General features: G+C 68.2%; 24 protein-coding genes. 7 read left to right on the forward strand and 17 right to left on the reverse strand.

From position 1 onward, the window contains the following. Nucleotides 1-10 precede the first annotated feature (10 nt). The 5 genes from PKA16_RS06260 to PKA16_RS06280 all read right to left on the reverse strand — a co-directional run bounded on the left by PKA16_RS06260 (nucleotide 11) and on the right by PKA16_RS06280 (nucleotide 3,789). Nucleotides 11-223, reverse strand: coding sequence for a hypothetical protein (locus PKA16_RS06260; protein ID WP_324401488.1), 213 nt, complete (start codon nucleotides 221-223; stop codon nucleotides 11-13). Between the two features lie 58 nt (nucleotides 224-281). Then, nucleotides 282-1,751 (reverse strand): 5-carboxymethyl-2-hydroxymuconate semialdehyde dehydrogenase, encoded by a 1,470-nt coding sequence (hpaE, locus tag PKA16_RS06265; protein ID WP_324401490.1) that lies wholly within the window; start codon nucleotides 1,749-1,751, stop codon nucleotides 282-284. A gap of 144 nt (nucleotides 1,752-1,895) precedes the next feature. Next, nucleotides 1,896-2,666: a fumarylacetoacetate hydrolase family protein gene (locus PKA16_RS06270; protein ID WP_324401492.1), complete on the reverse strand. Its 771-nt coding sequence runs from the start codon at nucleotides 2,664-2,666 to the stop codon at nucleotides 1,896-1,898. Further along, nucleotides 2,663-3,310 carry a fumarylacetoacetate hydrolase family protein gene (locus tag PKA16_RS06275; protein ID WP_324401494.1) on the reverse strand — a complete coding sequence of 216 codons (648 nt, stop codon included), beginning with the start codon at nucleotides 3,308-3,310 and terminating at the stop codon, nucleotides 2,663-2,665. The genes PKA16_RS06270 and PKA16_RS06275 overlap by 4 nt, the downstream gene beginning before the upstream one ends. Further along, nucleotides 3,307-3,789, reverse strand: a complete 483-nt coding sequence (locus PKA16_RS06280) for a MarR family transcriptional regulator (RefSeq protein ID WP_324401496.1) — start codon at nucleotides 3,787-3,789, stop codon at nucleotides 3,307-3,309. Before PKA16_RS06280 ends, PKA16_RS06275 begins: the two co-directional genes overlap by 4 nt. Before the next feature lie 53 nt (nucleotides 3,790-3,842). Here PKA16_RS06280 and PKA16_RS06285 point away from each other — a divergent pair, with 53 nt between their 5' ends. After that, a complete protein-coding gene (locus tag PKA16_RS06285; RefSeq protein WP_324401499.1) occupies nucleotides 3,843-4,889 on the forward strand; it encodes a nitronate monooxygenase in 1,047 nt (348 codons plus the stop codon). A gap of 18 nt (nucleotides 4,890-4,907) precedes the next feature. Here the strand turns inward: PKA16_RS06285 and PKA16_RS06290 are convergent, their stop codons facing one another. The 8 genes from PKA16_RS06290 to PKA16_RS06325 all read right to left on the reverse strand — a co-directional run bounded on the left by PKA16_RS06290 (nucleotide 4,908) and on the right by PKA16_RS06325 (nucleotide 11,991). Then, nucleotides 4,908-5,795 (reverse strand): patatin-like phospholipase family protein, encoded by an 888-nt coding sequence (locus PKA16_RS06290; RefSeq protein WP_324401501.1) that lies wholly within the window; start codon nucleotides 5,793-5,795, stop codon nucleotides 4,908-4,910. A 51-nt stretch (nucleotides 5,796-5,846) separates the two neighbouring features. Continuing rightward, entirely contained in the window at nucleotides 5,847-6,512 is a 666-nt protein-coding gene (locus tag PKA16_RS06295) for a GTP cyclohydrolase I (protein ID WP_324401572.1), read from the reverse strand. 125 nt (nucleotides 6,513-6,637) lie between these two features. Then, nucleotides 6,638-7,366 (reverse strand): hypothetical protein, encoded by a 729-nt coding sequence (locus tag PKA16_RS06300; protein ID WP_324401503.1) that lies wholly within the window; start codon nucleotides 7,364-7,366, stop codon nucleotides 6,638-6,640. Between the two features lie 253 nt (nucleotides 7,367-7,619). Beyond that, nucleotides 7,620-8,327 (reverse strand): RNA polymerase sigma factor, encoded by a 708-nt coding sequence (locus PKA16_RS06305; RefSeq protein ID WP_324401505.1) that lies wholly within the window; start codon nucleotides 8,325-8,327, stop codon nucleotides 7,620-7,622. 68 nt (nucleotides 8,328-8,395) lie between these two features. Beyond that, nucleotides 8,396-9,121, reverse strand: a complete 726-nt coding sequence (locus PKA16_RS06310) for an FAD-dependent oxidoreductase (protein WP_324401507.1) — start codon at nucleotides 9,119-9,121, stop codon at nucleotides 8,396-8,398. Between the two features lie 326 nt (nucleotides 9,122-9,447). Further along, nucleotides 9,448-10,302, reverse strand: a complete 855-nt coding sequence (gene murI / locus PKA16_RS06315; RefSeq protein ID WP_324401509.1) for a glutamate racemase — start codon at nucleotides 10,300-10,302, stop codon at nucleotides 9,448-9,450. Nucleotides 10,303-10,343: 41 nt separating this feature from the next. Beyond that, complete coding sequence (locus tag PKA16_RS06320; protein ID WP_324401511.1) at nucleotides 10,344-11,819, reverse strand: sodium:solute symporter family protein; 1,476 nt, start codon at nucleotides 11,817-11,819, stop codon at nucleotides 10,344-10,346. Nucleotides 11,820-11,823: 4 nt separating this feature from the next. Continuing rightward, on the reverse strand, nucleotides 11,824-11,991 hold the full coding sequence (locus PKA16_RS06325; RefSeq protein WP_324401513.1) for a hypothetical protein: 168 nt from the start codon (nucleotides 11,989-11,991) through the stop codon (nucleotides 11,824-11,826). A gap of 203 nt (nucleotides 11,992-12,194) precedes the next feature. Here PKA16_RS06325 and radA point away from each other — a divergent pair, with 203 nt between their 5' ends. Next, on the forward strand, nucleotides 12,195-13,589 hold the full coding sequence (radA, locus tag PKA16_RS06330; RefSeq protein WP_324401514.1) for a DNA repair protein RadA: 1,395 nt from the start codon (nucleotides 12,195-12,197) through the stop codon (nucleotides 13,587-13,589). Between the two features lie 281 nt (nucleotides 13,590-13,870). Here radA and PKA16_RS06335 read toward each other — a convergent pair whose 3' ends face one another. From PKA16_RS06335 to PKA16_RS06350, 4 genes are all read right to left on the reverse strand, one after another. After that, entirely contained in the window at nucleotides 13,871-16,570 is a 2,700-nt protein-coding gene (locus tag PKA16_RS06335) for an ATP-binding protein (RefSeq protein ID WP_324401516.1), read from the reverse strand. A 6-nt stretch (nucleotides 16,571-16,576) separates the two neighbouring features. Further along, a complete protein-coding gene (locus PKA16_RS06340; RefSeq protein ID WP_324401518.1) occupies nucleotides 16,577-16,846 on the reverse strand; it encodes a hypothetical protein in 270 nt (89 codons plus the stop codon). Continuing rightward, nucleotides 16,846-17,250 carry a response regulator gene (locus tag PKA16_RS06345; protein ID WP_324401520.1) on the reverse strand — a complete coding sequence of 135 codons (405 nt, stop codon included), beginning with the start codon at nucleotides 17,248-17,250 and terminating at the stop codon, nucleotides 16,846-16,848. Before PKA16_RS06345 ends, PKA16_RS06340 begins: the two co-directional genes overlap by 1 nt. Nucleotides 17,251-17,381: 131 nt before the next feature. Beyond that, complete coding sequence (locus PKA16_RS06350; RefSeq protein WP_324401522.1) at nucleotides 17,382-18,953, reverse strand: short-chain fatty acyl-CoA regulator family protein; 1,572 nt, start codon at nucleotides 18,951-18,953, stop codon at nucleotides 17,382-17,384. 240 nt (nucleotides 18,954-19,193) lie between these two features. On the opposite strand from PKA16_RS06350, the gene PKA16_RS06355 reads away from it, so the two are divergent. The 5 genes from PKA16_RS06355 (at nucleotide 19,194) to PKA16_RS06375 (ending at nucleotide 25,267) form a co-directional block, all read left to right on the forward strand. Next, entirely contained in the window at nucleotides 19,194-20,543 is a 1,350-nt protein-coding gene (locus tag PKA16_RS06355) for a substrate-binding protein (RefSeq protein WP_324401524.1), read from the forward strand. Between the two features lie 172 nt (nucleotides 20,544-20,715). Next, nucleotides 20,716-21,591: a branched-chain amino acid ABC transporter permease gene (locus PKA16_RS06360; RefSeq protein ID WP_324401526.1), complete on the forward strand. Its 876-nt coding sequence runs from the start codon at nucleotides 20,716-20,718 to the stop codon at nucleotides 21,589-21,591. Nucleotides 21,592-21,606: 15 nt separating this feature from the next. Continuing rightward, nucleotides 21,607-23,445: a branched-chain amino acid ABC transporter ATP-binding protein/permease gene (locus tag PKA16_RS06365; RefSeq protein WP_324401528.1), complete on the forward strand. Its 1,839-nt coding sequence runs from the start codon at nucleotides 21,607-21,609 to the stop codon at nucleotides 23,443-23,445. Then, nucleotides 23,442-24,572 carry an ATP-binding cassette domain-containing protein gene (locus PKA16_RS06370; protein WP_324401530.1) on the forward strand — a complete coding sequence of 377 codons (1,131 nt, stop codon included), beginning with the start codon at nucleotides 23,442-23,444 and terminating at the stop codon, nucleotides 24,570-24,572. The genes PKA16_RS06365 and PKA16_RS06370 overlap by 4 nt, the downstream gene beginning before the upstream one ends. Beyond that, the gene (locus PKA16_RS06375; RefSeq protein ID WP_324401532.1) at nucleotides 24,569-25,267 is read left to right on the forward strand and encodes an ABC transporter ATP-binding protein; all 699 of its coding nucleotides are present in this window, start codon (nucleotides 24,569-24,571) and stop codon (nucleotides 25,265-25,267) included. The genes PKA16_RS06370 and PKA16_RS06375 overlap by 4 nt, the downstream gene beginning before the upstream one ends. Nucleotides 25,268-25,482: the final 215 nt, after the last annotated feature.

Consider the following 25,482-nt stretch of genomic DNA (forward strand, 5'->3'; position numbering starts at 1 on the left):
TCGCCGCGGGTCAAGCGCATGAGCTCGTCGGTGCCGGGGCCACCTTTGACCCCACCGATCCACTTGGCCAGCGGATCGTCCCCGGCATGGGCAACGGCGCCTTTTCAGCCACCAGCAGCTTGCGCAGGCCGGTCTGCGCCGCCTCGGTCTTGGTCAGTCCGCGGCGCTCGCAACAGTGGAGAAACTCGGCCTCGAGGTCCTTCGACAAGCGCAAAGTCAGCATGCGGGGCCCTCGATTGACATACGGATTTCTGATGTTGTCTGTCATATCGGTTCTTTCGTCATGCGCCCCAGCGCGGGATGGGGTGCGAGCCCATGGACACCGCGACGTTCTTGGGCTCCAGGAACACCTCGTAGCTCCAGGTGCCGCCTTCGCGCCCCGTGCCCGACGCCTTGGTACCGCCAAAGGGCTGGCGCAGGTCGCGCACGTTCTGGCTGTTGACGAAGCACATGCCGGCCTCGATGGCGGCGGCCACGCGGTGCGCGCGGCCGATGTTCTCGCTCCAGACGTAGCTCGACAGGCCATACTCGATGTCGTTGGCCTTGGCAATGGCATCGGCCTCGTCCTTGAACGGGATCAGGCAGGCCACGGGGCCGAAGATCTCTTCCTGCGCGATCTTCATGCGGTTGTCGACGTCGGCGAACACCGTGGGCCAGACGTAGTTGCCCTGCTTGACCCGTGCGGGCAGCTCGGGCGCATAGGACGGACGATCCAGACCGCCGCACAGCAGGGTCGCGCCCTCCCTGGGTCCGAGCTCGATGTAGCTGCGCACCTTGGCCAGGTGGTTCCTGCTGATCATCGGGCCCACGATGGTCGCATCCTGCTGCGGATCGCCGACGGCGATGTTCCTGGCGCGCTCGGCGAATCGGGTGGCGAAGTCGGCGTAAATGCCCCGTTGCACCAGGATGCGGCTGCCGGCCGTGCAGCGCTCGCCGTTGTTGGAAAAGATCATGAACACGGCGGCATCGAGCGCGCGCTCCAGGTCGGCGTCGTCGAAGATGATGAACGGGCTCTTGCCGCCCAGTTCCATGCTGTACTTCTTCAGGCCGGCGCTGCGCACGATGTGGTTGCCGGTGGCAGTCGACCCGGTGAAACTGATGGCGCGCACGTCGGGGTGGACACACAGTGGCGCACCGGCCTCCTGGCCGAAGCCGTGCACCAGGTTGAGCACGCCGGCGGGGATGCCCGCCTCCAGCGCCAGTTCGCCCAGGCGCGCGGCGCTGAGGGGCGAGAGCTCGCTCATCTTCAGCACCGCGGTGTTGCCGAAGGCCAGGCAGGGCGCGACCTTCCAGGTGGCGGTCATGAAGGGCACGTTCCAGGGGCTGACGAGCGCGCATACGCCCACCGGGTGGTAGAGCGTGTAGTTCAGGTGCGTCGGCGTGGGGTAGGTGTGGCCATCCACGCGCGTGCACATCTCGGCGAAGTAATGGAAGTTGTCGGCCGCGCGCGGCACCAGGCCCTTGCCGGTCTGCGCAATCACCTGGCCGGTATCGTCGGTTTCGGTGCGCGCCAGGTCGGGCACATGCCTGGCGATCAGGTCGCCCAGGGCGCGCAGCTTGCGGGCGCGCTCGGTGGCGGGCAGGCCGGCCCAGGCCGGGAAAGCCGCCTTGGCGGCCACGACGGCTGCATGCACTTCGGCCGCGCCGCCGCTGGCCACTTCGGCCAGCACTTCCTGCGTGGCGGGATTGATGGTCTCGAAGTAGCCGGTGCCGGGCACCGATTTGCCGTTGATGAGGTGGTCAATTTTCATGGTGATTCCAACCCAGGGTGATCGGAACGATGGACATCCGTACGCAGAGGACGCAAGAGATTCAGAAAACTGAAATGGGCTTCTGCTGCGTCCTCTGCGTGACTCTTGCGTCCTCTGCGTATGGAAATTCGGCTGTTGGCTGTTTCACGCCGCCGCCCCCACCATGGTGGTCTGCAGCGCGCCGATGCCCTCGATCTCGCACACCACGACCGAACCCACCGGACAGTCCACCACGCCCTCGGGCGTGCCGGTGAGGATCAGGTCGCCGGGATGCAGCGTCATGAAGCTGCTGAAGTACTCGATCAGGGTCGGCACGTCGAACACCATGCCGGCAGTCGTGCCGTGCTGCGTCAGCCGACCATCCACGGTGGTGGTCAGGCGCAGGTTCATCGGGTCGGGCAGGTCGGCGGCATCGACTCGCCAGGGGCCGATGGGCGTGCAGGTGTCCCGGTTCTTCACGCGCAGGTTGGGACGGTACCAGTTCTCGAGGTGGTCGCGGATGGCGAAGTCGTTCGCGACCGTGTAGCCGGCGACGAAGTCATGGGCGTCGCCCTTCCTGACCTTCCTGGCCTCACGGCCGATCACCACCGCCAGTTCGCATTCGTAGTGCATGTTCTGCACGCCATCGGGGCGCACGGTGAAGGCACGATGACCGATCAGCGAGGCAGCGCCCTTTGCGAAGGCGAGCGGTTCCGCCGGCGGCCTGAAGGCGAGTTCCCGCGCGTGGTCGGCGTAGTTCAGGCCGAGCGCCAGCACGGTGCGGGCGCGCGGCGTGGGCGCCAGCGGCGGCAGCCAGACCACCTCGTCCGCCGACAGGCGGCGGCCGCGGAAGGCGGGCGTCAACAGCTCGAGCCGACCATCGGACTCGACGGCGTCGTGCACGGCGCCGGCCCAGGCGATGCGGGCGTGCTTCACGCAGGCTCCTCGATCAGCGCATGGCAAAGCGGCGCGAAGCCGGGCGCGCTGATCTCGATCCGGTCGCCCGCGCACGCCAGCGGGCGCCCGCCGTCGGCCAGGCAGTCGGTGCCCAGCATCAGAACGTCGCCGGGCTGCAGCGTCATGAAAGCGCTGACGTCGGCCAGCAGCGTCGCCGCGTCGCGCATCAGCGCACACAGGTCGACGCGCTGCACCAGCGCGCCGTTCAGCCGCACCGCGATCTGCAACGCTGCGAGCTGCGCCGGCGTGAGGGGCGCCACCGGCTGGCCACAGACCAGGAAGCCGTCGCGGTTGCGCTGGCGGATCGCCGGGCGATAGTAGCTATCGTGCGGCAGGCTCAGGTCGTCCAGCAGCACGCAGCCGGCCACGCCCGGCAGTGGCCCCCGATGGCCCGCGCCCACGATCAGGCCCAGCGTGGCGCCGAGCTGCACCGGGCCCGGCACGGGCGCTGCCGCGCCGGCGGCGCTGAAGGTGTTGCGCGTCTTGACGTACAGCACCGGCGCCTGCGGCGGCGCCTGATAGGGAGGTTCGCTCATCTTCGGCGCCCACAGCGTCCACTCGCGGCGGAAGTTGAGCAGCACGCCATAGACCGTGCCGTGTGGCAGCCAGGTCTGACCGATCACGCGCTCGTCTCCAGGTCGCACGCGGCGGGTTCGGCGTCTGCGCCGGCGGACAGGGCGACCACCGCGTCCAGCTGCGCGTAAAGCCGCTGCAGCGAGGCTTCACCCAGGCGGCTGGCCAGGTCGCGGTACTGCGCCTCGATGCTGCCGCAGAGGTCGTCGGCCAGCGCCAAGGCCGCCGCGGTCGGGCGCACCAGGGTGCAGCGCGCATCGTCGGGACTGCGCTGGCGTGTCACCAGACCACCCTGCTCCATGCGCCCGAGCATGCCCGTCAGGCTGGGACCCAGGGTGCAGGAGAGCTCCGCCAGCCGCCCCGTCTCGAGACCCTCCGCATGCTCGCGCAGCACGCGCAGCACGCGCCACTGCGGATCCGACAGGCCGCGCTCGCGCAGCGCCGGACGATGCCGGCGCATCAGCGCCTCGCGCGCCTGCAGCAGCAGCAACGGCAGGTTGCGATGCACGAACGGACTCGCATGGGACATTTATTTAATATATTAATTTTCTGTTCCGGTTGCAATGGCCGCACAATCTCGTTATGCCCTCGTTTCCCCTGACCGACCGCCTGGAGTTGCGCTGGTCCCTGTTGCAGGCACCGATGGCCGGCGCGCAGGACAGTGCGCTGGCACTGGCCGTGAGCGGTGCCGGCGGCCTGGGCGCGCTGCCCTGCGCACTGCTGGCGCCCGAGGCCCTACGCACGCACCTGGAGCGGCTGGCCACGAGCGGCCTGCCCTACAACGTCAACTGGTTCTGCCACACGCCGCCGACGCCCGATGCCGCACGCGAAGCCGCCTGGCGCGCGGCGCTGAAACCCTATTACGACGAACTGGGCCTGGACCTCGCGACGATCACGCCCGGCGGCGGACGCGTGCCGTTCAGCCCCGAAGCGGCCGAGGTAATGGCCGAGTTCCGGCCGCCCGTGGTCAGCTTTCACTACGGTCTGCCGGCGCCCGAGCTGCTGGCGCGCGTCAAGTCCTGGGGCGCCTTCGTGCTGTCCAGCGCGACCACGGTGCGCGAGGCGCTGTGGCTCGAGGCGCACGGCGCCGACGCCATCATCGCCCAGGGGCTGGAGGCCGGCGGCCACCGCGGCCACTTCCTGAGCGATGACCTGAGCGAGCAGATGGGCAGCCTCGCCCTGCTGCCCCAGGTGGTGGCGACCGTGCGCCTGCCGGTGATCGCCGCGGGCGGCATCGCCAACGCGGCCGGCGTGCGCGCCGCGCTGGCGCTGGGCGCGAGCGGCGTGCAGGTCGGCACGGCCTATCTGTGCGCCGACGAGGCACTGACCCAGCCGGCACACCGCGCCGCGCTGCAAAGCGAGGCGGCGCGCCACACCGTGATCACCAACCTGATCAGCGGGCGCCCGGCGCGCGGCATCCCGAACCGGCTGATGCGCGAGCTCGGCCCGATCAGCGACGTCGCGCCGGCCTTTCCCCTCGCCGGCGCGGCCCTGGTGCCGCTGCGCACCGCGGCCGAGCAGCAGAGCCGCCACGACTTCACGCACTGGTGGTGCGGGCAGAACGCCAGCGGCTGCCGCAGCGCGCCGGCGGCCGAGATCACGCGCGCGCTGGCGCAGGGCTTCGACTGAGCCGGCGCGCCGGCGGCCTCAACCCACGGCCGCCCCGGCCGGCACGCGCGGCCGATGGTGGTGCGCCAGCGGCACGTGCAGCGGCCCGGTGTGCTCCAAGCCGCCGCCGGCGAGCCATTCGTCGGTCTGGCGCGCCGAGCGCTCGATCAGGCCGGCCGTCTGGGTGAAGTCGAACACCGACACCGACAGCGGACACAGCGGCGGCACGATGCTGATGCGCGCCTGGTTCGCGTAGATCTGCACGTCGCGGTCGAGCTGGCGCATCGACAGCAGGCTCAGCATGTGCAGCGCCAGCGCCGCCATGTCGCTGGGCGGCTCGGTGGCGGCGCAGGTGGTGCCGGTGGGCAGCACGATGATGCGCTGCGCGCCCAGCCGCACGGCGGTGGCGATCGGCGTGTTGCTGCTGACGCCGCCATCGACCAGGTAGCGCCCATCCAGCCGCACGTGCGGAAACACCACCGGGATCGCCGTGCTGGCCAGCAGCGCGGTGTCGACGGCGCCGCTGGCGAGCACCACTTCGGCGCCGCTGAGTGCGTTCGTGGCCACGATGTGCAGCGGGATGCGCGCCTGCTCCACGCGCTCGATCGCCAATGCACGCCGGATCAGCGCGTGCAGCCGTGTCGCCTCGACGAAGTGGTCGCGATGCAGCAGCAGCGCCTTCAGGCCGGCCCAGAGCGTGAGGGGGAACACGTCGCGCCGCATCAGGCCGGACCAGACCTCGGCCAGCCGGTCCACGCCCTCGCGGCTTGGACTGGCGGCATAGAAGGCACCGTTGAGCGCGCCCACCGAGGCACCGATCACCAGGTCGGGCACCATGCCGGCGCGCGCCAGCGCCTGCAGCATGCCGACCTGGACGGCACCCAGGCTGCCGCCGCCACTCAGGACCCAGGCTGTCTTCTTCTCCACGGGCTCGCACGATTTTCCTGCGGCCAGTTTAGAGCCAAACGCGCGCCACGCCTACCGCAGCAGGCCCAGAAACTCGCGCCGCAGCGCCGCGTCGGCCAGGAAGGCGCCGCGCATGACCGAGTTCTTCATCTGCGCGCCGTCGTCCTTGACGCCGCGCCAGTGCATGCAGAAGTGGTCGGCCTCGATCACGACGGCCAGTCCGTCCGGGCGCACGCGGCGCTCAAGCTCGTCGGCCAGCATGACGATGGCCTCTTCCTGGATCTGCGGCCGGCTCATGATCCAGTCGGCCAGGCGCGCGTACTTGGACAGGCCGATGAGGTCGGAGCCGGCGTTGGGCAGGATGCCGATCCAGACCTTGCCCAGGATCGGGCACAGGTGGTGCGAGCAGGCGCTGCGCACCTTGATCGGGCCCACGACCATGAGCTCGTTCAGGTGCGACACGTTGGGGAACGCGGTCGCCGACGGCGCCGCCTCGTAGCGGCCCCGGAAGACCTCGCTGACGAACATCCTGGCCACGCGCCGCGCGGTCTCGCGCGTGTTGTGGTCACTGTCGGTGTCGATCACCAGGGCGTGCAGCACGTCCTGCAGGCGCGCCTCGACCTCGGCGCGCAGTTCCTGCAGCTCGCCCTCGCGCACGAAGGCGGCGATGTTGTCGTTGGCGTGGTAGCGCTGGCCGGCCTCGATCAGGCGGTAGCGGATGCGATCGGAAGCGCTCATGCGCGTGGTGACGTCGGCGTCCTGGGCAACGAGCGTGGTGAAGGATGGGGTCATGGGCCGGCTCCGGATCGGGAAGGAAAGGGGATGGCGGCCGGCCGCGCGGGCCGGCCGGGCGTGGCGGACGATCAGCCCGCGAAGCGATCCGGAAAGGCGGCGATCAGGCCGGCGCTCAGCGCATCGGCCATCTGCAGCATGTGCGACTCGGCCTTGCCGTATTCGGCGATCCCGTCGGCATAGCGGCCCTCGAGCACGGCGGTCGCATAGACCAGCGTGGTGTCGATGTGGCCCTTCATCATGGCGCGCACGTCCTCCTGCTTCCAGTGCGGATTGGCGCCGGCCAGGAAGTCGGCGATCTCCTGCGCATTGGCGTAGGCCGCTGCAATCGAACGGTCCAGCGCCGGCTGGTCGTTGCCGGCCTGGGCGAACTTCACCACCTCGACCGCCGCGCCGATGTGCTCCTGCAGCAGCTTCGTCAGGGCATTGCCGGCTTGCTCGCCATAGAAGGGCTTGATGGCATCGCCGATGTCGACCTGGTTGCGCATCAGGCGCGCGGCCGTGGCCTCGAAGGCCTGCGGGTTCGAGATGAAGGCCGTGACGGCGGCGTAGGTCCACTCCATGTGCTGGGCCCACAGCGTCTGCATGCCGGAATAGAGCTCGCTCATGGCGGCGGTGCGCTCGCCCGCGGCTGCCACCGCCATGGCGTGGGCGCCATCGGCGTGCGGCGTGTGGGCGCCGGCCGGCGCTGGCAGGACCAGCGTGGCGGCGGCCAGGGCGGCGGCCGACAGCAGCAGGCGGGCCTTGCCGCTCCAGGCGCGGCTCGGGACGAAGGGGCGGGTTGCGGACATCGGGTTCATGGTCTTCTCCAGGGCTGGGGTTGGTGTGACAGGAAACGAGTGCCGGGTCGGCCGGCTGGCCGCCCTGCCCTGCTCCTGCCCATTGGATGGCGTCCATGCGCGCCGTATTCCCGATTTGCCCTACTGCGACCGGATGCGTGAACTCCTTCACGCCCGCACCGGAACCGCCGGCCGGCACGCTGCCGCCAGGCCCGCGCAAAAAAAGGCGCAAGCATCGCGCTTGCGCCCGGCGGGTGGAATGAAGACGGGACGCTCAGCTCGTCCCCGCCGCGTCCTCGGCCTGGCGGCGCGCCAGCACGCCGGCGACGATGCGGTCGCAGCGCGCGCCGTCGAAGGCGAAGGCATCGGACAGGGTGACGTCGATGCGGCTCGCCAGGCCTTCGCGCAGCAGGCTGCGGGCGCGGAAGAAGCGCGTGCGCACGGTGGCCTCCGGGATGCCCAGGGCCTCGGCGATCTCGCTGGTTTCCATCTCCTCCACGGCGCGCAGCATGAACACGGTGCGGAACGCCTCGGGCAGCTCGTCGATGCCGGCCTCCAGCAGCTTGCGCAGCTCGGCGCGCATGGCAAAACGCTCCGGCCCGTGGTCGGGGTCCTCGGTGAGTGCGGCTTGCAGGTCGGGTTCGGGCGAGGTCATGGCAGCATCCAGTGGAATGATCTGGGCCGACTTGCGACGCAGCCGCCCCAGGGCTTCGTTGGCGACGATGCGCACCAGCCAGGTCGAGAGCCTGGCGTCGGCGCGAAAGCTGTCCAGTGCGCGCCAGGCGCGCAGGTAGGCGTCCTGCAGCGCGTCCTCGGCTTCGCTGTCGCTTTTCAGGATGCTGCGCGCGGTGCGGAACAGCAGCTGGTTGTGGCGGCGCATGATGCACTCGAAGGCGCGCGCGTCGCCCTGGGCGGCCAGGGCGACCAGCTCGGCCTCCGGCGTCTGCGCGGAAACGATGGGCTGGGCTTGGGTATTGGGCATGAGGGTCCTCCGCTGATTGGATGCGCCGCGCTGCGCCCGCGTTCCCGCGCGGCTCGGCCCGCGTCCGGTCAGTAGCCGAAGAATTCCTCGCTGCGCACGTCGTCCTCGTCCACGCCGGCGTCCTCGAGCGTGTCGCGCATGGCCTCGACCATGGCGGGCGGGCCGGAAACGTAGTAGATCGGCTCCGCCAGGCCCTCGGCCGCGCGCCGGATGAAGTCCGCATCGATCAGGCCGGTGGCGCCGTCCCAGGCCTGGCTGGAATGCGCCATGTCGGTCATGGTGACCAGCAGCCGGAACCTGGGGTTGCTGCGCGCCAGCGCCTGCAGCTCGGCCAGGAACGCCGTGTCCTCGGGCCGGCGGTTCGAGTAGAGCAGTACCAGATCCTGCTCGCTCCCCACGTGGACGGCGTGGCGCAGCATGCTCATGAACGGCGTGACCCCGATGCCGCCGGCGATCAGCACGCCGGCGCGCGTCGGCTTCCGGTGCAGGACGAGCGAGCCGAACGGGCCGTCGAGCTGCAGCGGCGCGCCGTCCGCAAGCGCGCCGAGCGCCCGCTTGAAGACGCTGCCCTCGCGCATGCGCGTGGCAAACACCAGCTCGGGCTCGTGCGGCGCGCTGACGATGGAGAAGGTGTGGCGCGCATCGGCCGAGCCGCTGTCGGCGGCACCGGGCAGGATGACGTCCATGGCCTGGCCGGGCCGGAACTCGAAGCCTGCGGGCTTTTCCAGGTGAAAGGCGAGCGTGCCGCGGGCGACTTCCTCACGCGACACGAGACGGGTGCTGTAGGTGGCCATGTCGGTTTCTAGTGTAGTGTTTCGCGCTCCCAGGCACTTATAAAAGCCAGAAAAAGGTTTGCGGCAAGGCGCGGTTCGCAGCCAATGCTGGCGGCCTTGGCAAGAATCGCAACGCCGCCGCGAGCCTTTTTCTGGCTTCCCGCAGGGCGAGTCGCCAAGGGGCCAGCTGGGCGGCGCGTGGCCGCAGGCATGGTGGCCCCATGTCAAGGCCGCGCAACAAGGCAGATGGCCCCTTGGCGGCTCGTTATAAGTACCTGGGAGCGCGAAACACTACACCACTGTTGCTGCTGTCCATTGGATGCGCGCCGCGCCGGTTTCATTCCCGCTCAGGGCAGCGGCACCTCGACCGCCTGGGCGGTCCCGGCCGGCGCCGCCAGCCAGCGCGCGGCCGCCGCCTGCAGCTGGCGCGGATCGCCCGTGGCCAGCAGCGCCAGTGCCGGCGGCGCGCCATCGGCTGCCAGCAGCCCGGCCTGTGCCAGCAGGCGCCGGGCCTGGCGCGCCACCGGGGCGCCGGTTTCGACCAGCTGCACCGCCGGTCCCACCAGGCGCCGCAGCACCGGCTCGGCAAACACGTAGTGCGTGCAGCCCAGCACCAGCGTGTCGATCTGGCCAGGCGCGTCGCCGAAGGAGCCGAGCGCCGCCACCGCGTCGGCGCACAGCGCCTCGACCCGCGCCGCCTGCGCCGCGGCATCGACGTCGGACGCGACCAGCCCCTCGATCGCCAGCGCCAGCCCCGGGCACGGCTGGATGAGGAACTCGGCCTGCCCCTGCAGCGACGCCAGCAGGCGGCCGAACTTGGCGCTGGCCAGGGTGCCGCGCGTCGCCATGACGCCGATGCGCCCGGTGCGCGTGGCCGTGACCGCGGGCTTCAGCGCCGGCTCCACGCCGACCACCGGCAGTGCCGGATGGCGCGCGCGCAGCTCGTGGATCGCCGCCGCCGTCGCCGTGTTGCAGGCCACGACCAGGGCCTTGATACCGTGCACGGCCTGAAGGTGGTCCGCGATCGCGTGCGTGCGCGCCGCCACGAAGGCATCGCCGCGCTCGCCGTAAGGCGCATGGGCGGTGTCGGCCAGGTAGACGAAGCGCTCGTGCGGCAGCTCCGCCTGCAGCGCGCGCAGCACGCTCAGGCCGCCGATGCCGCTGTCGAACACCCCGACGGGAGCGCCGGGCTGGACGGGCATCACGATCCCGCCGTGCTCATGGCACGCTGGCGATGCGGCGCTCAGATCGCGCGATGGCGGGCCAGGCCCTCGCGCACATGGTCCATGAACTCGCGCGCGCGCTCGGCCGGCGCGCGCGTCGCCAGGCTGACGCCCACGAACAGCAGCACCGACACCGCCAGGCCCCAGACGCCGGCACCCTGGCCCAGCAGGCGCGTGCCCGTGAGCTGCAGCCAGAACACCAGCAGGCCACCGCCGATGATCGACGCGAGCGCGCCGGCGGCCGTGCCGCGGCGCCAGAAGAAGGCGCCGATGATCGCCGGCACCACCACCAGCAGGCCGGCCGAGGCCGCCACCGACAGCACGGCGATCAGGTTCAGCTTGAGCTGGGCGAACAGGTAGGCCAGCACGGCCACCACCGGCAGCACGATCTTGCCCACCAGCAGCTGCTCGCGGTCGCCGGTGCCCGGCTTGGCCACGGCGTAGACGTCGCGCGTGAAGATCGACGACAGCGTCAGCATGATGGAGTCGATGGTCGAGACCGCGGCGGCCATGATGCCGACCATCACCGCCACGCCGACCACCGGCGGCACCAGTTCCGAGGACAGCAGGCGCGGCGTCGCCAGGTCGCCGGTGGCGAGGCCGGGAAACTTGATCACCGCGGCAAAGCCCCACAGCACCGCGACCAGTGTGTAGATGAAACCAAACACCATGAAGCCCATCAGCATCTGGCGCATGCTGGCCATGGACCTGGGCGTGTAGAGGCGTTGGCTGACCTGCGGGTTCGAAAGGCAGAAGAAGAACCACGGCAGCGTCAGCCCGAGAAAGGTGTTGAAGCTGAAGAAGCCGGGCCCTGGGACGCTCAGGAAGCCCGGATGATCCTGCTGCAGCGACGCGAACATGCCACCCAGCCCGCCGAGGCCATGCACCACCAGCACCACGGCCAGGGTGGCGGTGATCAGCATCACGATGGCCTGCAGCGAATCGGTCCAGGCCACCGAGCGCAGGCCCGAGACCAGGCTGAACACGATCGCCAGCACGGTGGCCAGCACGGCGCCGGTGGTGAAGCCGATGGCGCCGTCCGACATGCCCGACATCAGGTAGCCGACGCCGGCCAGCTGCACCGCCGCGTACGGAATCAGGAACACCAGGCTGCACAGGGCCGCCGCCACCGCCACGCCGCGGTGCGCGTAGCGGTGCCCGAGCATCTCGGACGGCGTGACGTAGCCGAACTTCTTGCCCACCAGCCAGAAGCGCGGCCCGAACACCAGCACCATCGAGACGCCGCACAGATAGATCAGCTCGAAGCCGAGCGCGCCGACACCGCCCCGGTAGGTCAGGCCGGCCAGGCCGATCAGCATGAAGGCGCTGTAGGTGGTGGCGCTGTAGCTCAGCGCCGACGCAAAGCCGCCCATCTGGCGGTCACCCAGGAAGTAGCCCACCATCGTGCCCTGCGCATCGTGGCGCGACAGCCAGGCGGTGATGAAGGCGAACACGGCGTAGATGGCGACGCCGGCCCAGATCCAGTTCGCGGTCATGGGTTCAGTCCTTCCAGCGGCCGCTGAGGACGGCGCTGATCGCGATCACCACGGCCGTGGCCGCGCTCCAGAACAGGAAGCTCCCCCACCACGCATCGACGCCGCGAAACAGCGTAAACGGCAGCACGAAGCTCAGCACAACGAGAATTCCGATCGACAGCAGTCCGAACACGACAGCTCCTCTTCCTTGCAAGACCCTTGGCCTCGGCCACCCGCCCGGCAGGATCACCGGCCACCCGAGGATGCCGGCATCCGGCCGCCTCGGCGCGCCAGCCCACCGCCGCGCGCAATGGAAACGGGGGCGTGTATGTTACCCGCTGCGCAGGCGCGGCGGACGGGCGCAGGGCGCCGCGGCAAAGCCCGCACAATCGGGTCATGGCGACTTCCAAGACCGTCTTCATCTGCAGCCAGTGCGGTGGCGAGAGCCCGCGCTGGCTGGGCAAGTGCCCGGCCTGCGGGGCCTGGAACACGCTGGTCGAGTCCGTGGCCGAGGCGCCGGCCGGCGGGCGCAACCGGCTGGGCAGCGCCTTCGCGGCGCTGGCGCCGGCCGCGCCGGTGCAGCCGCTGGCGGCGATCGAGGCGGTCGAGGTGGCGCGCAGCCCGACCGGCCAGCCCGAGCTCGATCGCGTGCTGGGCGGCGGCATCGTCGCCGGCGGCGTGGTACTGATCGGCGGCGATCCGGGCATCGGCAAGTCGACGCTGCTGCTGCAGGCCCTCGACGCGTTGCAACGCGCCGGCCTGCCCACGCTGTACGTGACGGGCGAGGAAAGCGGGCCGCAGGTGGCGCTGCGGGCGAGGCGCCTGGGGCTGACCGGCTCCCAGGTGCCGGTGATGGCCGAGATCCAGCTCGAGAAAATCATCGCCACCCTGGCCGCGCAGCCGCCGGCGGTGGCGGTGATCGACTCGATCCAGACCGTCTACAGCGACCAGCTCAGCAGCGCGCCCGGCAGCGTGGCGCAGGTGCGCGAGTGCGCGGCGCACCTGACGCGCTGGGCCAAGGCCGCCGGCAGCGCCATCGTGCTGGTCGGCCACGTGACCAAGGACGGGCAGCTGGCCGGTCCGCGCGTGCTCGAGCACATGGTCGACACCGTGCTGTACTTCGAGGGCGACACGCATTCGGCCTTCCGCCTCGTCCGCGCCATCAAGAACCGCTTCGGCGCCGTCAACGAGATCGGCGTGTTCGCCATGACCGAGCATGGCCTGAAAGGCGTGAGCAACCCGAGCGCGATCTTCCTGAGCCAGCACGCCGAGCCGGTGCCCGGCTCCTGCGTCCTGGTCACGCTGGAAGGCACGCGCCCGCTGCTGGTCGAGATCCAGGCACTGGTCGACGGCGGCGGACCCAGCCCGCGGCGCCTCTCGGTCGGGCTCGAGCGCGACCGCCTGGCCATGCTGCTGGCAGTGCTGCACCGCCACGGCGGCGTCGCCACCAGCGACCAGGACGTGTTCGTCAATGCCGTCGGCGGCGTGCGCATCAGCGAGCCGGCGGCCGACCTGGCGGTGCTGCTGGCAATCACCTCGTCCTTGCGCGGCAAGCCGCTGCCCAAGGGCTTCATCGCTTTCGGCGAGGTCGGCCTGGCCGGCGAGATCCGGCCGGCGCCACGCGGCCAGGAGCGCCTGCGCGAAGCCGCCAAGCTCGGCTTCTCGGTGGCCGTGATCCCCAAGGCCAACGCGCCGCGCAAGCCCGAGCGCGCACTCGAGGGCCTCACCATCCACGCCGTCGACCGCGTCGACCAGGCGATGGCGCTGCTGCGCCAGCTGGACGCAGGCTGAGCGGGTCGTCGAACGGCCGGGCGGGGAACCGGGCGCGAAGGACGCGAAGGACGCAAAGACTACGCGAAAGGCGCGAAAGAATCGTCCCGATCGTTCCTTTGCGTTCCCCGCGCGGTTTCCGAGCCTTTCATGCAAGGCTGTTTCATGCGCCGACGTCGAAACCCCGACGACCAGGCGCAGTGGCTTCGCAGCGGACGAAGAAGAACCCATTTTTTCTGTTCTTTCGCGTCCTTCACGATCCCTTAGCGCCCTTCGCGTCCGGCTGTTCAAGGCGCCCCGGCTCAGTCCGGCGCGACGCCCGGGGCCAGTGCCATGCGGATGCGGAAGATCGCCCCGCAGCCGGTGTCGGGCAGCAGCTCCAGTGAACCACCCAGGCGACGCATGATCTGGCTCGAGATCGCCAGCCCCAGGCCGGTGCCCTTGGTGCCCGAACGCGTGTGCGCCCAGCCGCGCGAGAACTTCAGGAAGATGCGCTCGCGCTCGTCACCGCGGATGCCCGGGCCGTTGTCCTCCACCACCACCTGGTACTGGCCGCCCGCCACGCTGCTGGAGACGCGCACGTACGGATCCTCACCAACGTTGTACTTGATGGCATTGGAGATCAGGTTGATGCAGACCTGGCTCAGGCGATCCGGATCAGCGGCCACCTGCACCTGGCCGCAACCGACCCGCGGCCCGCCCAGCAGCAGCGAGCGGCTGTCGTAGGCCAGCCCCTCGCAGGCCCGGATGGCGTTGTCGAGCACGGCCTCGGGATCGACCGGCTGCAGGTCCCAGGGCTGCTCTTCGGCCTCCAGCGCGCTCATGTCCAGGATGCCGTCCAGCAGGCGCGTCATGCGAATGCTTTCGTCGTTGATGATGCGCAGGAAGTGCTGCGCCTGCGCGGGGTCGATGTCCTCGGTCTCGAGCAGGGCCTCGGACAGGGAACGGATCGAGGTCACCGGCGTGCGCACCTCGTGGCTGACCTGGCTCAGGAACTCGTCCTTCTGGCTGTCGAGCAGGGTCAGACGATCGTTGGCGGCGGCCAGCTCGCGCGACTTCTGCTCCAGCCGCAGGCTGTAGTCGCGCACGCGCTGGGTCTCGTCGGCGATCCGCATCAGCTCGTAGAGGCTGATGGTCTCGCCGATCACCACCTGCGAGATCATGGCGCGCGCGGAAGCCGCGCCCACGCTGCCGGCCAGCTTGCGCTCCAGTTCGGAGATGAACTCGTTGCTCACCAGGACCTGGTCGTCCTTCAGGCCGTGGCGCCGCTCGGCCTCGCGAAACACCGCATGCGCCTGCTCCGGCCCCAGGATGCGCTCGGCCAGCACCACCAGGTCGCCGCGCGTGGCCGAACGGTTCACGAAGCGCGCGCTGTCGATGGCGCGCGTGCGGAAGATGTCGATGAACAGCGTGCCCTGCAGGCGCTCGAGCGGGTTCTGGCCCACCGCCAGCGACACCAGCACCAGCAGCAGCACGTTGACCGACAGGCTCCAGAAGGTGGAGTGCACCAGCGGGCTCAGGCCCTCCAGCCCGAACAGGGCGCCCGGACGCAGCAGACTCCAGCCCCAGGGTCCGTGCTCGAACAGGTCGTGGATCATCACGCTGTCGCCGAAGCTGGGCAGGAACAGGGTGTAGAGCCAGACCAGGAAGCCGCACAGCACGCCGGCGATGGCGCCATGCACGCTGGCCTGGCGCCAGTAGAGGCCGGCAATCAGCGGCGGCAGGAACTGCGCCACGCCGACGAACGAGATCAGGCCGATGGAGGCCAGCCCGGCCGACTGCGCCGAAAAGCGGAAGTCCAGGAAGCCCAGCAGCAGGATCCCCATGATCGAGAGCCGGCGGCTGCGCAGCAGGAAGCGGCGCAGGTCGCCGGCCGCATCCAGCCGAACCCAGGGCAGGCGCAGTGCGATCGGCATGAGGATGTGGTTGGACACCATGGTCGACAGCGCGATCGCCGAGACGATCACCATCGCCGTGGCCGAGGAAAAGCCGCCGATGAAGGCGAGCAGCGTGATCGCGTCCTGGCCCGCCCACATCGGCAGCGTCAGCACGAACATGTCGGGGTTCGATCCCACCGGCAGGTGCACCAGGCCCTTGAGGGCGATCGGCAGCGCGAACACGCACACCAGCAGCATGTAGAGCGGGAACATCCAGGACGCGGTGCGCAGCTGGTGCTCGCCCGAGCACTCGACCACCGTCATCTGGAACTGGCGCGGCAGGCAGATCACGGCCGTGGCGGCCAGAAAGGTCTGCGTCACCCAGGTGGAATCGAACACCGACGGGTCGCGCAGGTAGGCCGTGGGCGACTGCGTGAGCAGTTCGTCCAGGCCGCCGCCCAGGCCGAACACCACCAGCAGCCCGACCACCACCAGCGCCACCAGCTTGACCACAGCCTCCAGCGCGATCGCGGCCACCACGCCATGGTGACGCTCGTTGGCATCGACGTTGCGGGTGCCGAACAGGATGGTGAAAAAGGCCATGCCGGCCGCCACCCAGAAGGCGATGCGCAGGTCCGGCTCGGCGCTGGGGACGCCGGACAGGGCGTCGATGCCCTGGTTGCTGACGACCTGGAAGCTGGTCGTCACCGCCTTCAGCTGCAGCGCGATGTAGGGCGTGATGGCGATCACCGCAATCACCGTGATCAAGGCTGCCAGGCTGCCGCTCTTGCCGTAGCGCGAGGAGATCATGTCGGCAATCGAGGTGATGCGGTGCACCTGGCCGATGCGCACCATCTTGCGCAGCAGCAGCCACCAGCCGGCGAAGACCAGGGTCGGGCCCAGGTAGATGGTGACGAAGCCCATGCCATCACGCACCGCCGAGCCGACCGCGCCGTAGTAGGTCCAGGAGGTGCAGTAAAGCGAGATCGACAGCGTGTAGATCACCGGCGAGTGCAGCCAGCGCACGTCGCCGCGGCGCGCATGGACGTCGCCGACGAAGGCGACCACGAACAGCAGCGCCACGTAGAGCAAGGCCACGACGAGAACGACGTTGGCGCTCAGCACGGCGGTTCAGGACGGATCGAAGTCGCGCGAGTCACCCTCGGGCGGGTGCTCGGCCGAGGGCTCGGGGCCCAGGCGTCGGGCCAGCAGCGCAGCACCGGCGATCAGTGCGCCCCAGACCCCGAACACATAGAGCACGATCAGCGGCACGCCGACAAAGCCGGTGCCGCGGGCGAACAGGGTGATGACCGGGGGCATCAGCAGGAACAGGCCCAGCAGCGGCAGCACCACGGCGGCGTTGCTTGCCGCCGTGTCATCGTCCACCTCTGGCTCGTCCATCAGCCGGCCGGCCCGTCCTGCGCGCAGCTGCCCGCGCGCTGCGCGCACAGCCGGCCCACCTGCTCGATCACGTCGCGGTTGGAAAACGGCTTGGTGATGAAGGCCTCGGCACCCATCTCCTCGACCAGCCGCCGGTCATGCGCCTGGCCCTTGGCCGAGAGCACCAGCACCGGCAGCGCGGCCAGCGCCGGATCGCCCTTGACCAGCTTGAGCACCTCGAAACCGTTGAGCTTGGGCAGCATCAGGTCCAGAATCATCACGTCGGGCGGATCGGCGCGCAACTGCTGCATCGCCGCCTCGCCATCGGTGACTGCTGCCACGTCGTAGCCGGCTCGCTTCAGGATGAAGGTCAGCGACTCGACGATGTTCGGCTCATCCTCCGTGATCAGGATTTTCGCCGCCATTGAATCTCCTCATTGCTGCGGGCTGTGCGGCCTCCCCTGCCCTGGTCTCGATCCGTACGCCAAACCACGGCCGCTCGGCGGGCCGGGCCGGCGGCAGTTGCAGAAAGTGACCGCCATTCTTGCACCGAGTCTCAGGAACTGATGATGGGGTTTTCCTGACGTGAGGCGCAATTGCGTCGCACGCACAGCCGGCAGGTGGGGCCCACCGGCGTCGCCGGCGCGGCGGTGGACAGGTCCAGCCCATCGCCATAGACCAGCTGATCGGCGTGGATGGCCTCGCACATCAGCATCAGCGAGATCGACTGCCGGGGCGCGTTGTAGGACGCCGGCTGCTTGTCCTGGGTGCGGGCGACAAAGAAATAGCGCCTGCCGTCCGGGAACTCCGCCAGCTCGCGCACGATCTCCCCCGGCGTCTGGAAGGCGCGATAGACCGCCCACAACGGACAGGCGTTGCCGTAGCGCGGCAGCGTCAGATAGGGCAACGGAAAGCGCTTGGTCACGTAGCCGGCCGGATCCGAGCGCATGAAGCCGAAGCGCACGCCTTCGCTGCCGGGCCGCTTGAGCGTCAGCAGGCGGTGACAGACCTGCTCGAAACTGACCCCGAACCGGTGGCACAGCCGATCGACGTCGTAGCGCGTCGCCCGCACCGCCGCGAAGAATTCATCGTAGGGCAACAGCAGGGCCCCGGCGACGTAGGCCTCGAGCGCGCGCTCGGCACGCCGCTGCGCGGCGGGCGAACGCAGCAGCGCCGAGCGCGCCAGCTCGGCGGCAATCGGCTCGGCGCAGCCCAGGTGGGCGGCCAGGCGCCCCAGCTCGAAACGGCGCGTCGCCAGCGGCGCCGTGGCCACCAGCACCATTTGGCGCGCGGCCGGCTCGTAGAAGGAGCGCGCGCGCGGATCGGCCAGCCCCTCGTCCAGCGCGTCGACCAGCGTGACGCGCACGCCGTGCTGCGCGCCCAGATAGGCGATCAGGCGACTCTCCGCCGACCCGGCCGCCAGGCCCGCATGGCCCCGGATCTCCGCCGCCGCGTCCTCCAGGCGCGGAAAATGGTTGTCGTTCTCGAGCAGGAAATCATCCACTTCGTCGACCGGGGTGAGGGAGCGCGTGGCCGAACGCTCACGGTCGAAGAAGCCGGCGAGCGCCTGCGACACGTCCGCGAGGCGCGCGCTCTCCGCGTCGATGATGCCGAGGAAGCGCGCGCGATCGGCCTCCTCCAGTTCATCGATCCCCTCCAGGATCTCCGAGGCCGAGCGGATCGCCGCCACATGGGTCAGCACGCCGTGGATCGATTCACCGAGGAACGGATCCTGGCTGAGCCGATCCGACAGCGCCGTCACCGCCTCGCTGCGATCATGGTAGCTGCGGTGCAGGCTCACCAGCGCGCGTGCCCATTGCGCAAACTGCCCCGCCAGTCCTGCCGCCGATTCGGGCGTGAGCGCCAGATCCTCGAACAGATGGTCGCTGCTCAGGTCCACCAGATCGTGCACCAGACGCCGGTCCGTCGCGCCGTCGAAACGCTCGATCGGCAGTTGCAGTTCGTCGGCGATGCGGTGCAGCAGCCGGCCGCCGATGTTGCGCTTGTTGCTCTCGATCAGGTTCAGGTAGGAGGCCGAGATACCGACCCGATCGGCTAATACTTTTTGCGTAATTCCAATCGATCGCCGCTGCTGGCGAATCTTGAATCCGACGACCGTGCGTTGCATACGAATTCCTGTCTTTGCTGCACTGCAATGTAATAAATTTACAGAATGACTTTGTCAAAAACTGTAGATTTACAAATTTCTCCTTGCATGTCAATTGCTTAGATGAAATCCACACAAAACACGACTTTCAAGTTATCGTCGATACGCGTTGAGACAGTGTGCGGATAACGGCGTCGGTCGCGGCCGATCCCACCCGCTGCAGCCACAACACATTGCAAGCTCATCCCCACGAGGAGACACATGTCAGACTTTCAATCCAGCAAGCGCATGGCACGCCGCAGCGTGCTGCAACTGGGCGCCGGCGCGGGCGCCATGATGGTCACCAGTTTTGGTGGCATCCGCATTGCCTTTGCCCAGGACAAGCCGGCCATGGGCACCTGGCCCGCCGGCTCGCAGGGCGACACGGTGTATCTCGCGGCCGCCGTGCCGCTCACCGGCACCTACGCCGTGCAGGGCGCAGACGAGCTCAAGGGCTGGGAACTGGCCGTCGAGCATATGAACACCGATCACCCGCTCATGAAGAAAATCGCGCCCAAGGTCAGCAAGGGCGTGCTCGGCAAGAAGGTGGCGCTGGTCTCGGCGGACTCGGCCGCCAAGCCGAACCAGGCGGTGCAGGCGATCCAGACGTTCATCAACCAGAACAAGATCATCCTCGCCACAGGTTCGACCTCGTCCGCCGTGGCCGTGGCGCTGAACAAGTTCTGCGATCGCGAGAAGCTCATGTACATGCCCGGCATCTCGGGCTCGAACGACACGACGGGCAAGGACTGCGTGCGCTATGGCTTCCGCCAAGGTTATTATGGTGAAATGGCTGCCAATTCCATCGGCCCGATCCTGCTGAAAACCTTCGGTCGGGACCGCAAGATGGCGTTCATGACGCCCGACTACACCTACGGCCACACGACGACGGAGTCGACCGAGCGCTTCCTGCGCGACAAGGGTGGCTGGAAGACCGTGACCAACCAGGTCTCTCCGCTGGGCACACAGGACTTCAGCCAGTATCTGACCAACATCGCCAACTCGGGTGCCGAGTTCCTGATGAACGTCAACTGGGGCCGGGACGCCATCCTGTCAAGCCAGCAGGCCAAGCAGTTCGGCCTGCTGCCGAAGATGACCCTGGTGCTGCCCTACCAGATCCCGTTCTTCGCCAAGGAAGCGGGTGTCGACATCAGCGAAGGCGTGTTTGCCGCCACCGAGTTCTGGTGGGAGCTGGAGGACAAGTACCCGCTGGCCAAGGAGTTCGTCGAGGCCTTCCACAAGAAGTATGGCTACCGACCCGAGTGGGGCGCCGAGAACGCCTACGTCAGCTTCGCCCACTGGGCGCGCATGGTGACCGAGGCCGGCAGCTTCTACCCGCCCGACGTCATCAAGCAGTGGGAGAAGGGCGAGAAGATCCCGTCGCTGTTCGGTGACGTGTACTACCGGCCGGAAGATCACCAGTGCGTGCGCCCGGTATTCGTCGTGCGCGGCAAGGCCAAGAAGGACATGAAGAACCCGGAGGACTACTGGGAAGTGGTCGACCAGGTCAAGGGCGAGGACGTGATCCAGCCGCCCGACGCCTTCGGCTGCAAGCTGGGCAGCTACACCTGACTTTCGACCCGGGCTCGTCGCCCGCCCGGCGCGGGTGGCGAGCCTTGTTTATGTCTGACCGTCGTGTCAGGCGCCGGAATCACACGCGATCGGTTGCTGTCGGCCCGATCGCGGCGTCGCATCCGGCCTGGCATGACACACATCCTTCCTATCAGCATCAGGGCGGTCGAGCGTGCTTAACTGGGCCAACTTCATCTCACAACTGTTCAACGGGCTGGTGCTCGGCGCGCTGCTGGCGCTGATCTCCTCAGGCCTGACGATCATCTATGGCACGCTGGGCGTGCTCAACCTCGCGCATGGTGCGATGTTCATGCTGGGCGGTTACGCCGGCTGGATGGCATTCACCTACACCAATTCGTTTATCGTGGCCGTCGTCGTGGGCGCGCTGTTCGTGATGCTGGTCGGCATCGTGATGGAGCGGCTGATCATTCGCCATTTCTACACGCGTCCGCCCGAGGACCAGCTGCTGGTGACCTTCGGCCTCGGCATCGTGATCGTCGAACTGGTGCGCTTCGCCTTCGGCAGCCTGTCCAAGGCGGTACCCCCGCCGGGGCCGCTGATGGGTATCACCAACCTGGGTTTCATGGTCTACCCGACCTACCGCATCGGCCTGCTGGCAATCGTCACGGTGGCACTGCTGGTGTTGTATTTCGTCCTCTACCGCACGCGCATCGGCATGATCGTGCGCGCGGGCATCGAGGACGCGGTGATGGTCGACTCGCTCGGCATCAACGTCTACAAGATCTTCATGCTGGTATTCGGCATCGGCGCCATGGCGGCGGGTTTCGCCGGCATCGTCAACGCGCCGGTGGTTTCACTGGCGCCCGACGTGGGCGAGGCTATCCTGGTGCAGACCTTCGTCGTGGTCGTTATCGGTGGCGTCGGCTCCTTCCCCGGGGCGGTGCTGGGCGGCCTGATCGCCGGCGAGCTCATCAGCCTCACCTCAATGTTCAACCCGGCCTATTCCTACGTCGTGCTGTTCGTGGTGATGACGCTGGTGCTGATGTTCCGTCCCCGCGGGCTGCTGGGTGCGGTAGGCCGCGAATAAGGACAGGACCGACCGATGCGCAGACAAATTCCCTATCTTGCCGAGGCGCTGACGCTGCTGGCGCTGATTGCGGCGCCATTCATCCTGCCGCACCTGGGCTTCACGCCGACCACCATCAACCGGATCCTGATCTGGGGCATGGTCGGAATCGGTTTCGACCTGCTGTTCGGCTACACCGGGCTGCTGTCGTTCGGCCAGTCGGCCTTCTTCGGCTCGGGTGGCATGTTTGCCGCCTATCTGCTGACCCAGACTTCGCTGCAGGACACGCTGTTGGCGCTGCTGATCGGTACGGTCGCTGCCGGTGTGCTGGGCTATCTGGTGGGCCTGGTGGCGCTGCGGCGCACCGGCATCTACTTCGCCATGATCACGGTGGCGATCGCCGAAGTGTTCTTCTACCTGGAGTTCAACCCACTGTCGGACTTCACCGGCGGCGAGAACGGCCTGGCGGGCGTGCCCTCGCCCAGCCTGCACCTCGGGTTCACAACGCTGAAGTTCGACAGCAACCTGGCGATGTACGCGTTCTTCGCGTTCTGGTATTTCATCGCCCTGGCGCTGGCACTGCGCATCGTGCGCTCGCCCTTCGGACTGGTGCTGCGCGCGATTCGCGAAAACCCGCTGCGCGCCGAGGCGCTGGGACACGACATCAAGAAATACAAGTTGGCGGTGTTCGTCGTCGCCGCCATGTACGCGGGCTTTGCCGGCGGCCTGCTGGGCATGATGCAGGGTTTCATGCCGCCGGACGCCTTCATGTTCGCCACCTCGGGCGAAATCGTGATGCAGACCGCCATCGGCGGCGCAGGCACGCTGTTCGGCCCGCTGCTGGGGGCCGCCGTGTGGCTGTACCTGAGCGACTTCTTCCAGGTCACGCTGAAGCTGGGCGCCACCTGGAAGCTGATCCTGGGTGTGGTGTTCGTGCTGCTGGTGGTGTTCCTGCGGCGCGGCCTGGTGGGCGGCATCGTCGACCTGTGGAATCTGGCCCGGCCCAAGCGCTCCGGGCTGGAAGCCGTAGCCGCGACGCCGCAGCGCACAGCGGGATCCGCAGCCGATTCGGCCGAGATGCAGGCGGCGCGCAAGAGCACGCGCACCCATGAAGGCCCCATCCTGCAGGTCACCGGCCTGACCAAGCGCTACGGCGGCCTGCTGGCCAACAGCGACATCGACTTCACCGTCGACCACGGAGAAATCCGCGGCATCATCGGTCCCAACGGTGCCGGCAAGAGCACCTTCTTCAAGATGCTGACCTGCGAAGTGCCACCCACCAGTGGCAAGATCGTCTTCGATGGCCGGGACATCACCGGCATGGGCGTGATCCAGGCCTGCCAGGAGGGTCTCACCAAGAGCTACCAGATCAACCAGTTGTTCGAGAAGCTCACGGTGCGCCAGAATCTGGAAATTGCCGCACTGGGCGAACTGCGCGGCAAGTTCAAACTCGACCTGTTCAAGAACCTGCACAGGGTGCGCAAGCTGGATGCCCACGTCGCGGGCACTGCGACGCTGGTGCATCTGACCGAGCGACTGGACACGCAGGTTTCCGAACTCGCCTACGGCGAGAAGCGTCGCCTGGAGATCGGCCTGGCCCTGGCCACCACCCCCAGTCTGCTGCTGCTGGACGAACCCCTGGCCGGCATGAGTGCGGAAGAGCGCATCGAGACCGTCGCCCTGCTCAAGTCGATCGCCAAGGGTCGCACGCTGATCATCATCGACCACGACATGGATTCCCTGTTCGAACTGGTCGGCAAGGTGACGGTGCTGCAGGAGGGCCGTCTTCTGGTGGAAGGTACGCCGGATGAAATCAAGGCCGACCCCAAGGTCCAGGAAGCCTACCTCGGCGGCATGCATGGAGAGATGGAATGAGCCTGCTCGAAGTCACGGGCCTGAACAGCTACTACGGCGACAGCCACATCCTGTTCGACGTTGGCCTGACAGTCGAAAAGAATGAAGTGGTCGCCCTGCTGGGACGCAACGGCGCCGGCAAGTCGACGACCTTCAAGAGCCTGATGGGCGTGGTGACGCCACGCACCGGCAGCGTGCGGCTCGACGGAGTTGAACTGGCCGGCAAGAAGGCACACGACATCGCGCGCCTTGGCATGCAGCTGGTGCACGAGGACAGGCGCATCTTCGGCAGTCTGAACGTCGAGGAAAACATCATCCTGGCCGGCCTGACGGCGCCCAACAAGTGGCCGCTGGCGCGCATCTACGAGATCTTTCCGCGCCTGAAGCAGCGCCGCACCAGCCGCGGCACCGACCTCTCGGGCGGCGAGCAGCAGATGCTCGCCATCGCGCGCGCCCTGGTGCGCGACCCCAAGAAAATCCGCGGCATCATCGGTCCCAACGGTGCCGGCAAGAGCACCTTCTTCAAGATGCTGACCTGCGAAGTGCCACCCACCAGTGGCAAGATCGTCTTCGATGGCCGGGACATCACCGGCATGGGCGTGATCCAGGCCTGCCAGGAGGGTCTCACCAAGAGCTACCAGATCAACCAGTTGTTCGAGAAGCTCACGGTGCGCCAGAATCTGGAAATTGCCGCACTGGGCGAACTGCGCGGCAAGTTCAAACTCGACCTGTTCAAGAACCTGCACAGGGTGCGCAAGCTGGATGCCCACGTCGCGGGCACTGCGACGCTGGTGCATCTGACCGAGCGACTGGACACGCAGGTTTCCGAACTCGCCTACGGCGAGAAGCGTCGCCTGGAGATCGGCCTGGCCCTGGCCACCACCCCCAGTCTGCTGCTGCTGGACGAACCCCTGGCCGGCATGAGTGCGGAAGAGCGCATCGAGACCGTCGCCCTGCTCAAGTCGATCGCCAAGGGTCGCACGCTGATCATCATCGACCACGACATGGATTCCCTGTTCGAACTGGTCGGCAAGGTGACGGTGCTGCAGGAGGGCCGTCTTCTGGTGGAAGGTACGCCGGATGAAATCAAGGCCGACCCCAAGGTCCAGGAAGCCTACCTCGGCGGCATGCATGGAGAGATGGAATGAGCCTGCTCGAAGTCACGGGCCTGAACAGCTACTACGGCGACAGCCACATCCTGTTCGACGTTGGCCTGACAGTCGAAAAGAATGAAGTGGTCGCCCTGCTGGGACGCAACGGCGCCGGCAAGTCGACGACCTTCAAGAGCCTGATGGGCGTGGTGACGCCACGCACCGGCAGCGTGCGGCTCGACGGAGTTGAACTGGCCGGCAAGAAGGCACACGACATCGCGCGCCTTGGCATGCAGCTGGTGCACGAGGACAGGCGCATCTTCGGCAGTCTGAACGTCGAGGAAAACATCATCCTGGCCGGCCTGACGGCGCCCAACAAGTGGCCGCTGGCGCGCATCTACGAGATCTTTCCGCGCCTGAAGCAGCGCCGCACCAGCCGCGGCACCGACCTCTCGGGCGGCGAGCAGCAGATGCTCGCCATCGCGCGCGCCCTGGTGCGCGACCCCAAGATCATCCTGCTGGACGAGCCGTTCGAAGGCCTGGCGCCGGTGATCGTGCAGGACCTGGTGCGCGTGTGCAAGGAACTGGCGCAGGCCGGCCAGACCATCGTCGTGGTCGAGCAGAACCTGGCGGCCGCCATGGCACTGTCCAAGCGCGTCTACATCCTGAACAACGGCCAGATCGTGCACGAGGGGTCCACGCCGGAACTCAAGCGCCAGCCGGAAATCCTGCACCGCTACCTGGGCGTGTAGGGGCGCGACCCTCGATCGCGGCCGCACGACGGCCCGCAAGCCCTCTGGCGTGCCACGCCAGAGGGCTTTCATGCTTTTTCCATGCAGCAATTGTTGAAATTAATATTCAACAAGATATAATGGCCCGCTTCAGTGGCGCACCGCCTCGGTGCTGCGTGGCTGAACGCCGGGGTGCGGCGCACCCGGGCGTCCGTCCTCAACTGAAGTCGCCATCT

The sequence above is a fragment of the Ottowia sp. genome, from assembly GCF_035325765.1.
GTDB lineage: Bacteria > Pseudomonadota > Gammaproteobacteria > Burkholderiales > Burkholderiaceae_C > Ottowia.

Coding starts and splice junctions, on each gene's coding strand:
- PKA16_RS06345 (WP_324401520.1), bottom strand. CDS start 17,250: ATGGCGGCGAAAATCCTGATCACGGAGGATGAGCCGAACATCGTCGAG.
- PKA16_RS06375 (WP_324401532.1), top strand. CDS start 24,569: ATGAGCCTGCTCGAAGTCACGGGCCTGAACAGCTACTACGGCGACAGC.
- radA (WP_324401514.1), top strand. CDS start 12,195: ATGGCGACTTCCAAGACCGTCTTCATCTGCAGCCAGTGCGGTGGCGAG.
- PKA16_RS06355 (WP_324401524.1), top strand. CDS start 19,194: ATGTCAGACTTTCAATCCAGCAAGCGCATGGCACGCCGCAGCGTGCTG.
- hpaE (WP_324401490.1), bottom strand. CDS start 1,751: ATGAAAATTGACCACCTCATCAACGGCAAATCGGTGCCCGGCACCGGC.
- PKA16_RS06260 (WP_324401488.1), bottom strand. CDS start 223: ATGCTGACTTTGCGCTTGTCGAAGGACCTCGAGGCCGAGTTTCTCCAC.
- PKA16_RS06350 (WP_324401522.1), bottom strand. CDS start 18,953: ATGCAACGCACGGTCGTCGGATTCAAGATTCGCCAGCAGCGGCGATCG.
- PKA16_RS06310 (WP_324401507.1), bottom strand. CDS start 9,121: ATGGCCACCTACAGCACCCGTCTCGTGTCGCGTGAGGAAGTCGCCCGC.
- PKA16_RS06340 (WP_324401518.1), bottom strand. CDS start 16,846: ATGGACGAGCCAGAGGTGGACGATGACACGGCGGCAAGCAACGCCGCC.
- PKA16_RS06320 (WP_324401511.1), bottom strand. CDS start 11,819: ATGACCGCGAACTGGATCTGGGCCGGCGTCGCCATCTACGCCGTGTTC.
- PKA16_RS06370 (WP_324401530.1), top strand. CDS start 23,442: ATGAGCCTGCTCGAAGTCACGGGCCTGAACAGCTACTACGGCGACAGC.
- PKA16_RS06300 (WP_324401503.1), bottom strand. CDS start 7,366: ATGAACCCGATGTCCGCAACCCGCCCCTTCGTCCCGAGCCGCGCCTGG.
- murI (WP_324401509.1), bottom strand. CDS start 10,302: ATGCCCGTCCAGCCCGGCGCTCCCGTCGGGGTGTTCGACAGCGGCATC.
- PKA16_RS06365 (WP_324401528.1), top strand. CDS start 21,607: ATGCGCAGACAAATTCCCTATCTTGCCGAGGCGCTGACGCTGCTGGCG.
- PKA16_RS06305 (WP_324401505.1), bottom strand. CDS start 8,327: ATGCCCAATACCCAAGCCCAGCCCATCGTTTCCGCGCAGACGCCGGAG.
- PKA16_RS06295 (WP_324401572.1), bottom strand. CDS start 6,512: ATGAGCGCTTCCGATCGCATCCGCTACCGCCTGATCGAGGCCGGCCAG.
- PKA16_RS06285 (WP_324401499.1), top strand. CDS start 3,843: ATGCCCTCGTTTCCCCTGACCGACCGCCTGGAGTTGCGCTGGTCCCTG.
- PKA16_RS06280 (WP_324401496.1), bottom strand. CDS start 3,789: ATGTCCCATGCGAGTCCGTTCGTGCATCGCAACCTGCCGTTGCTGCTG.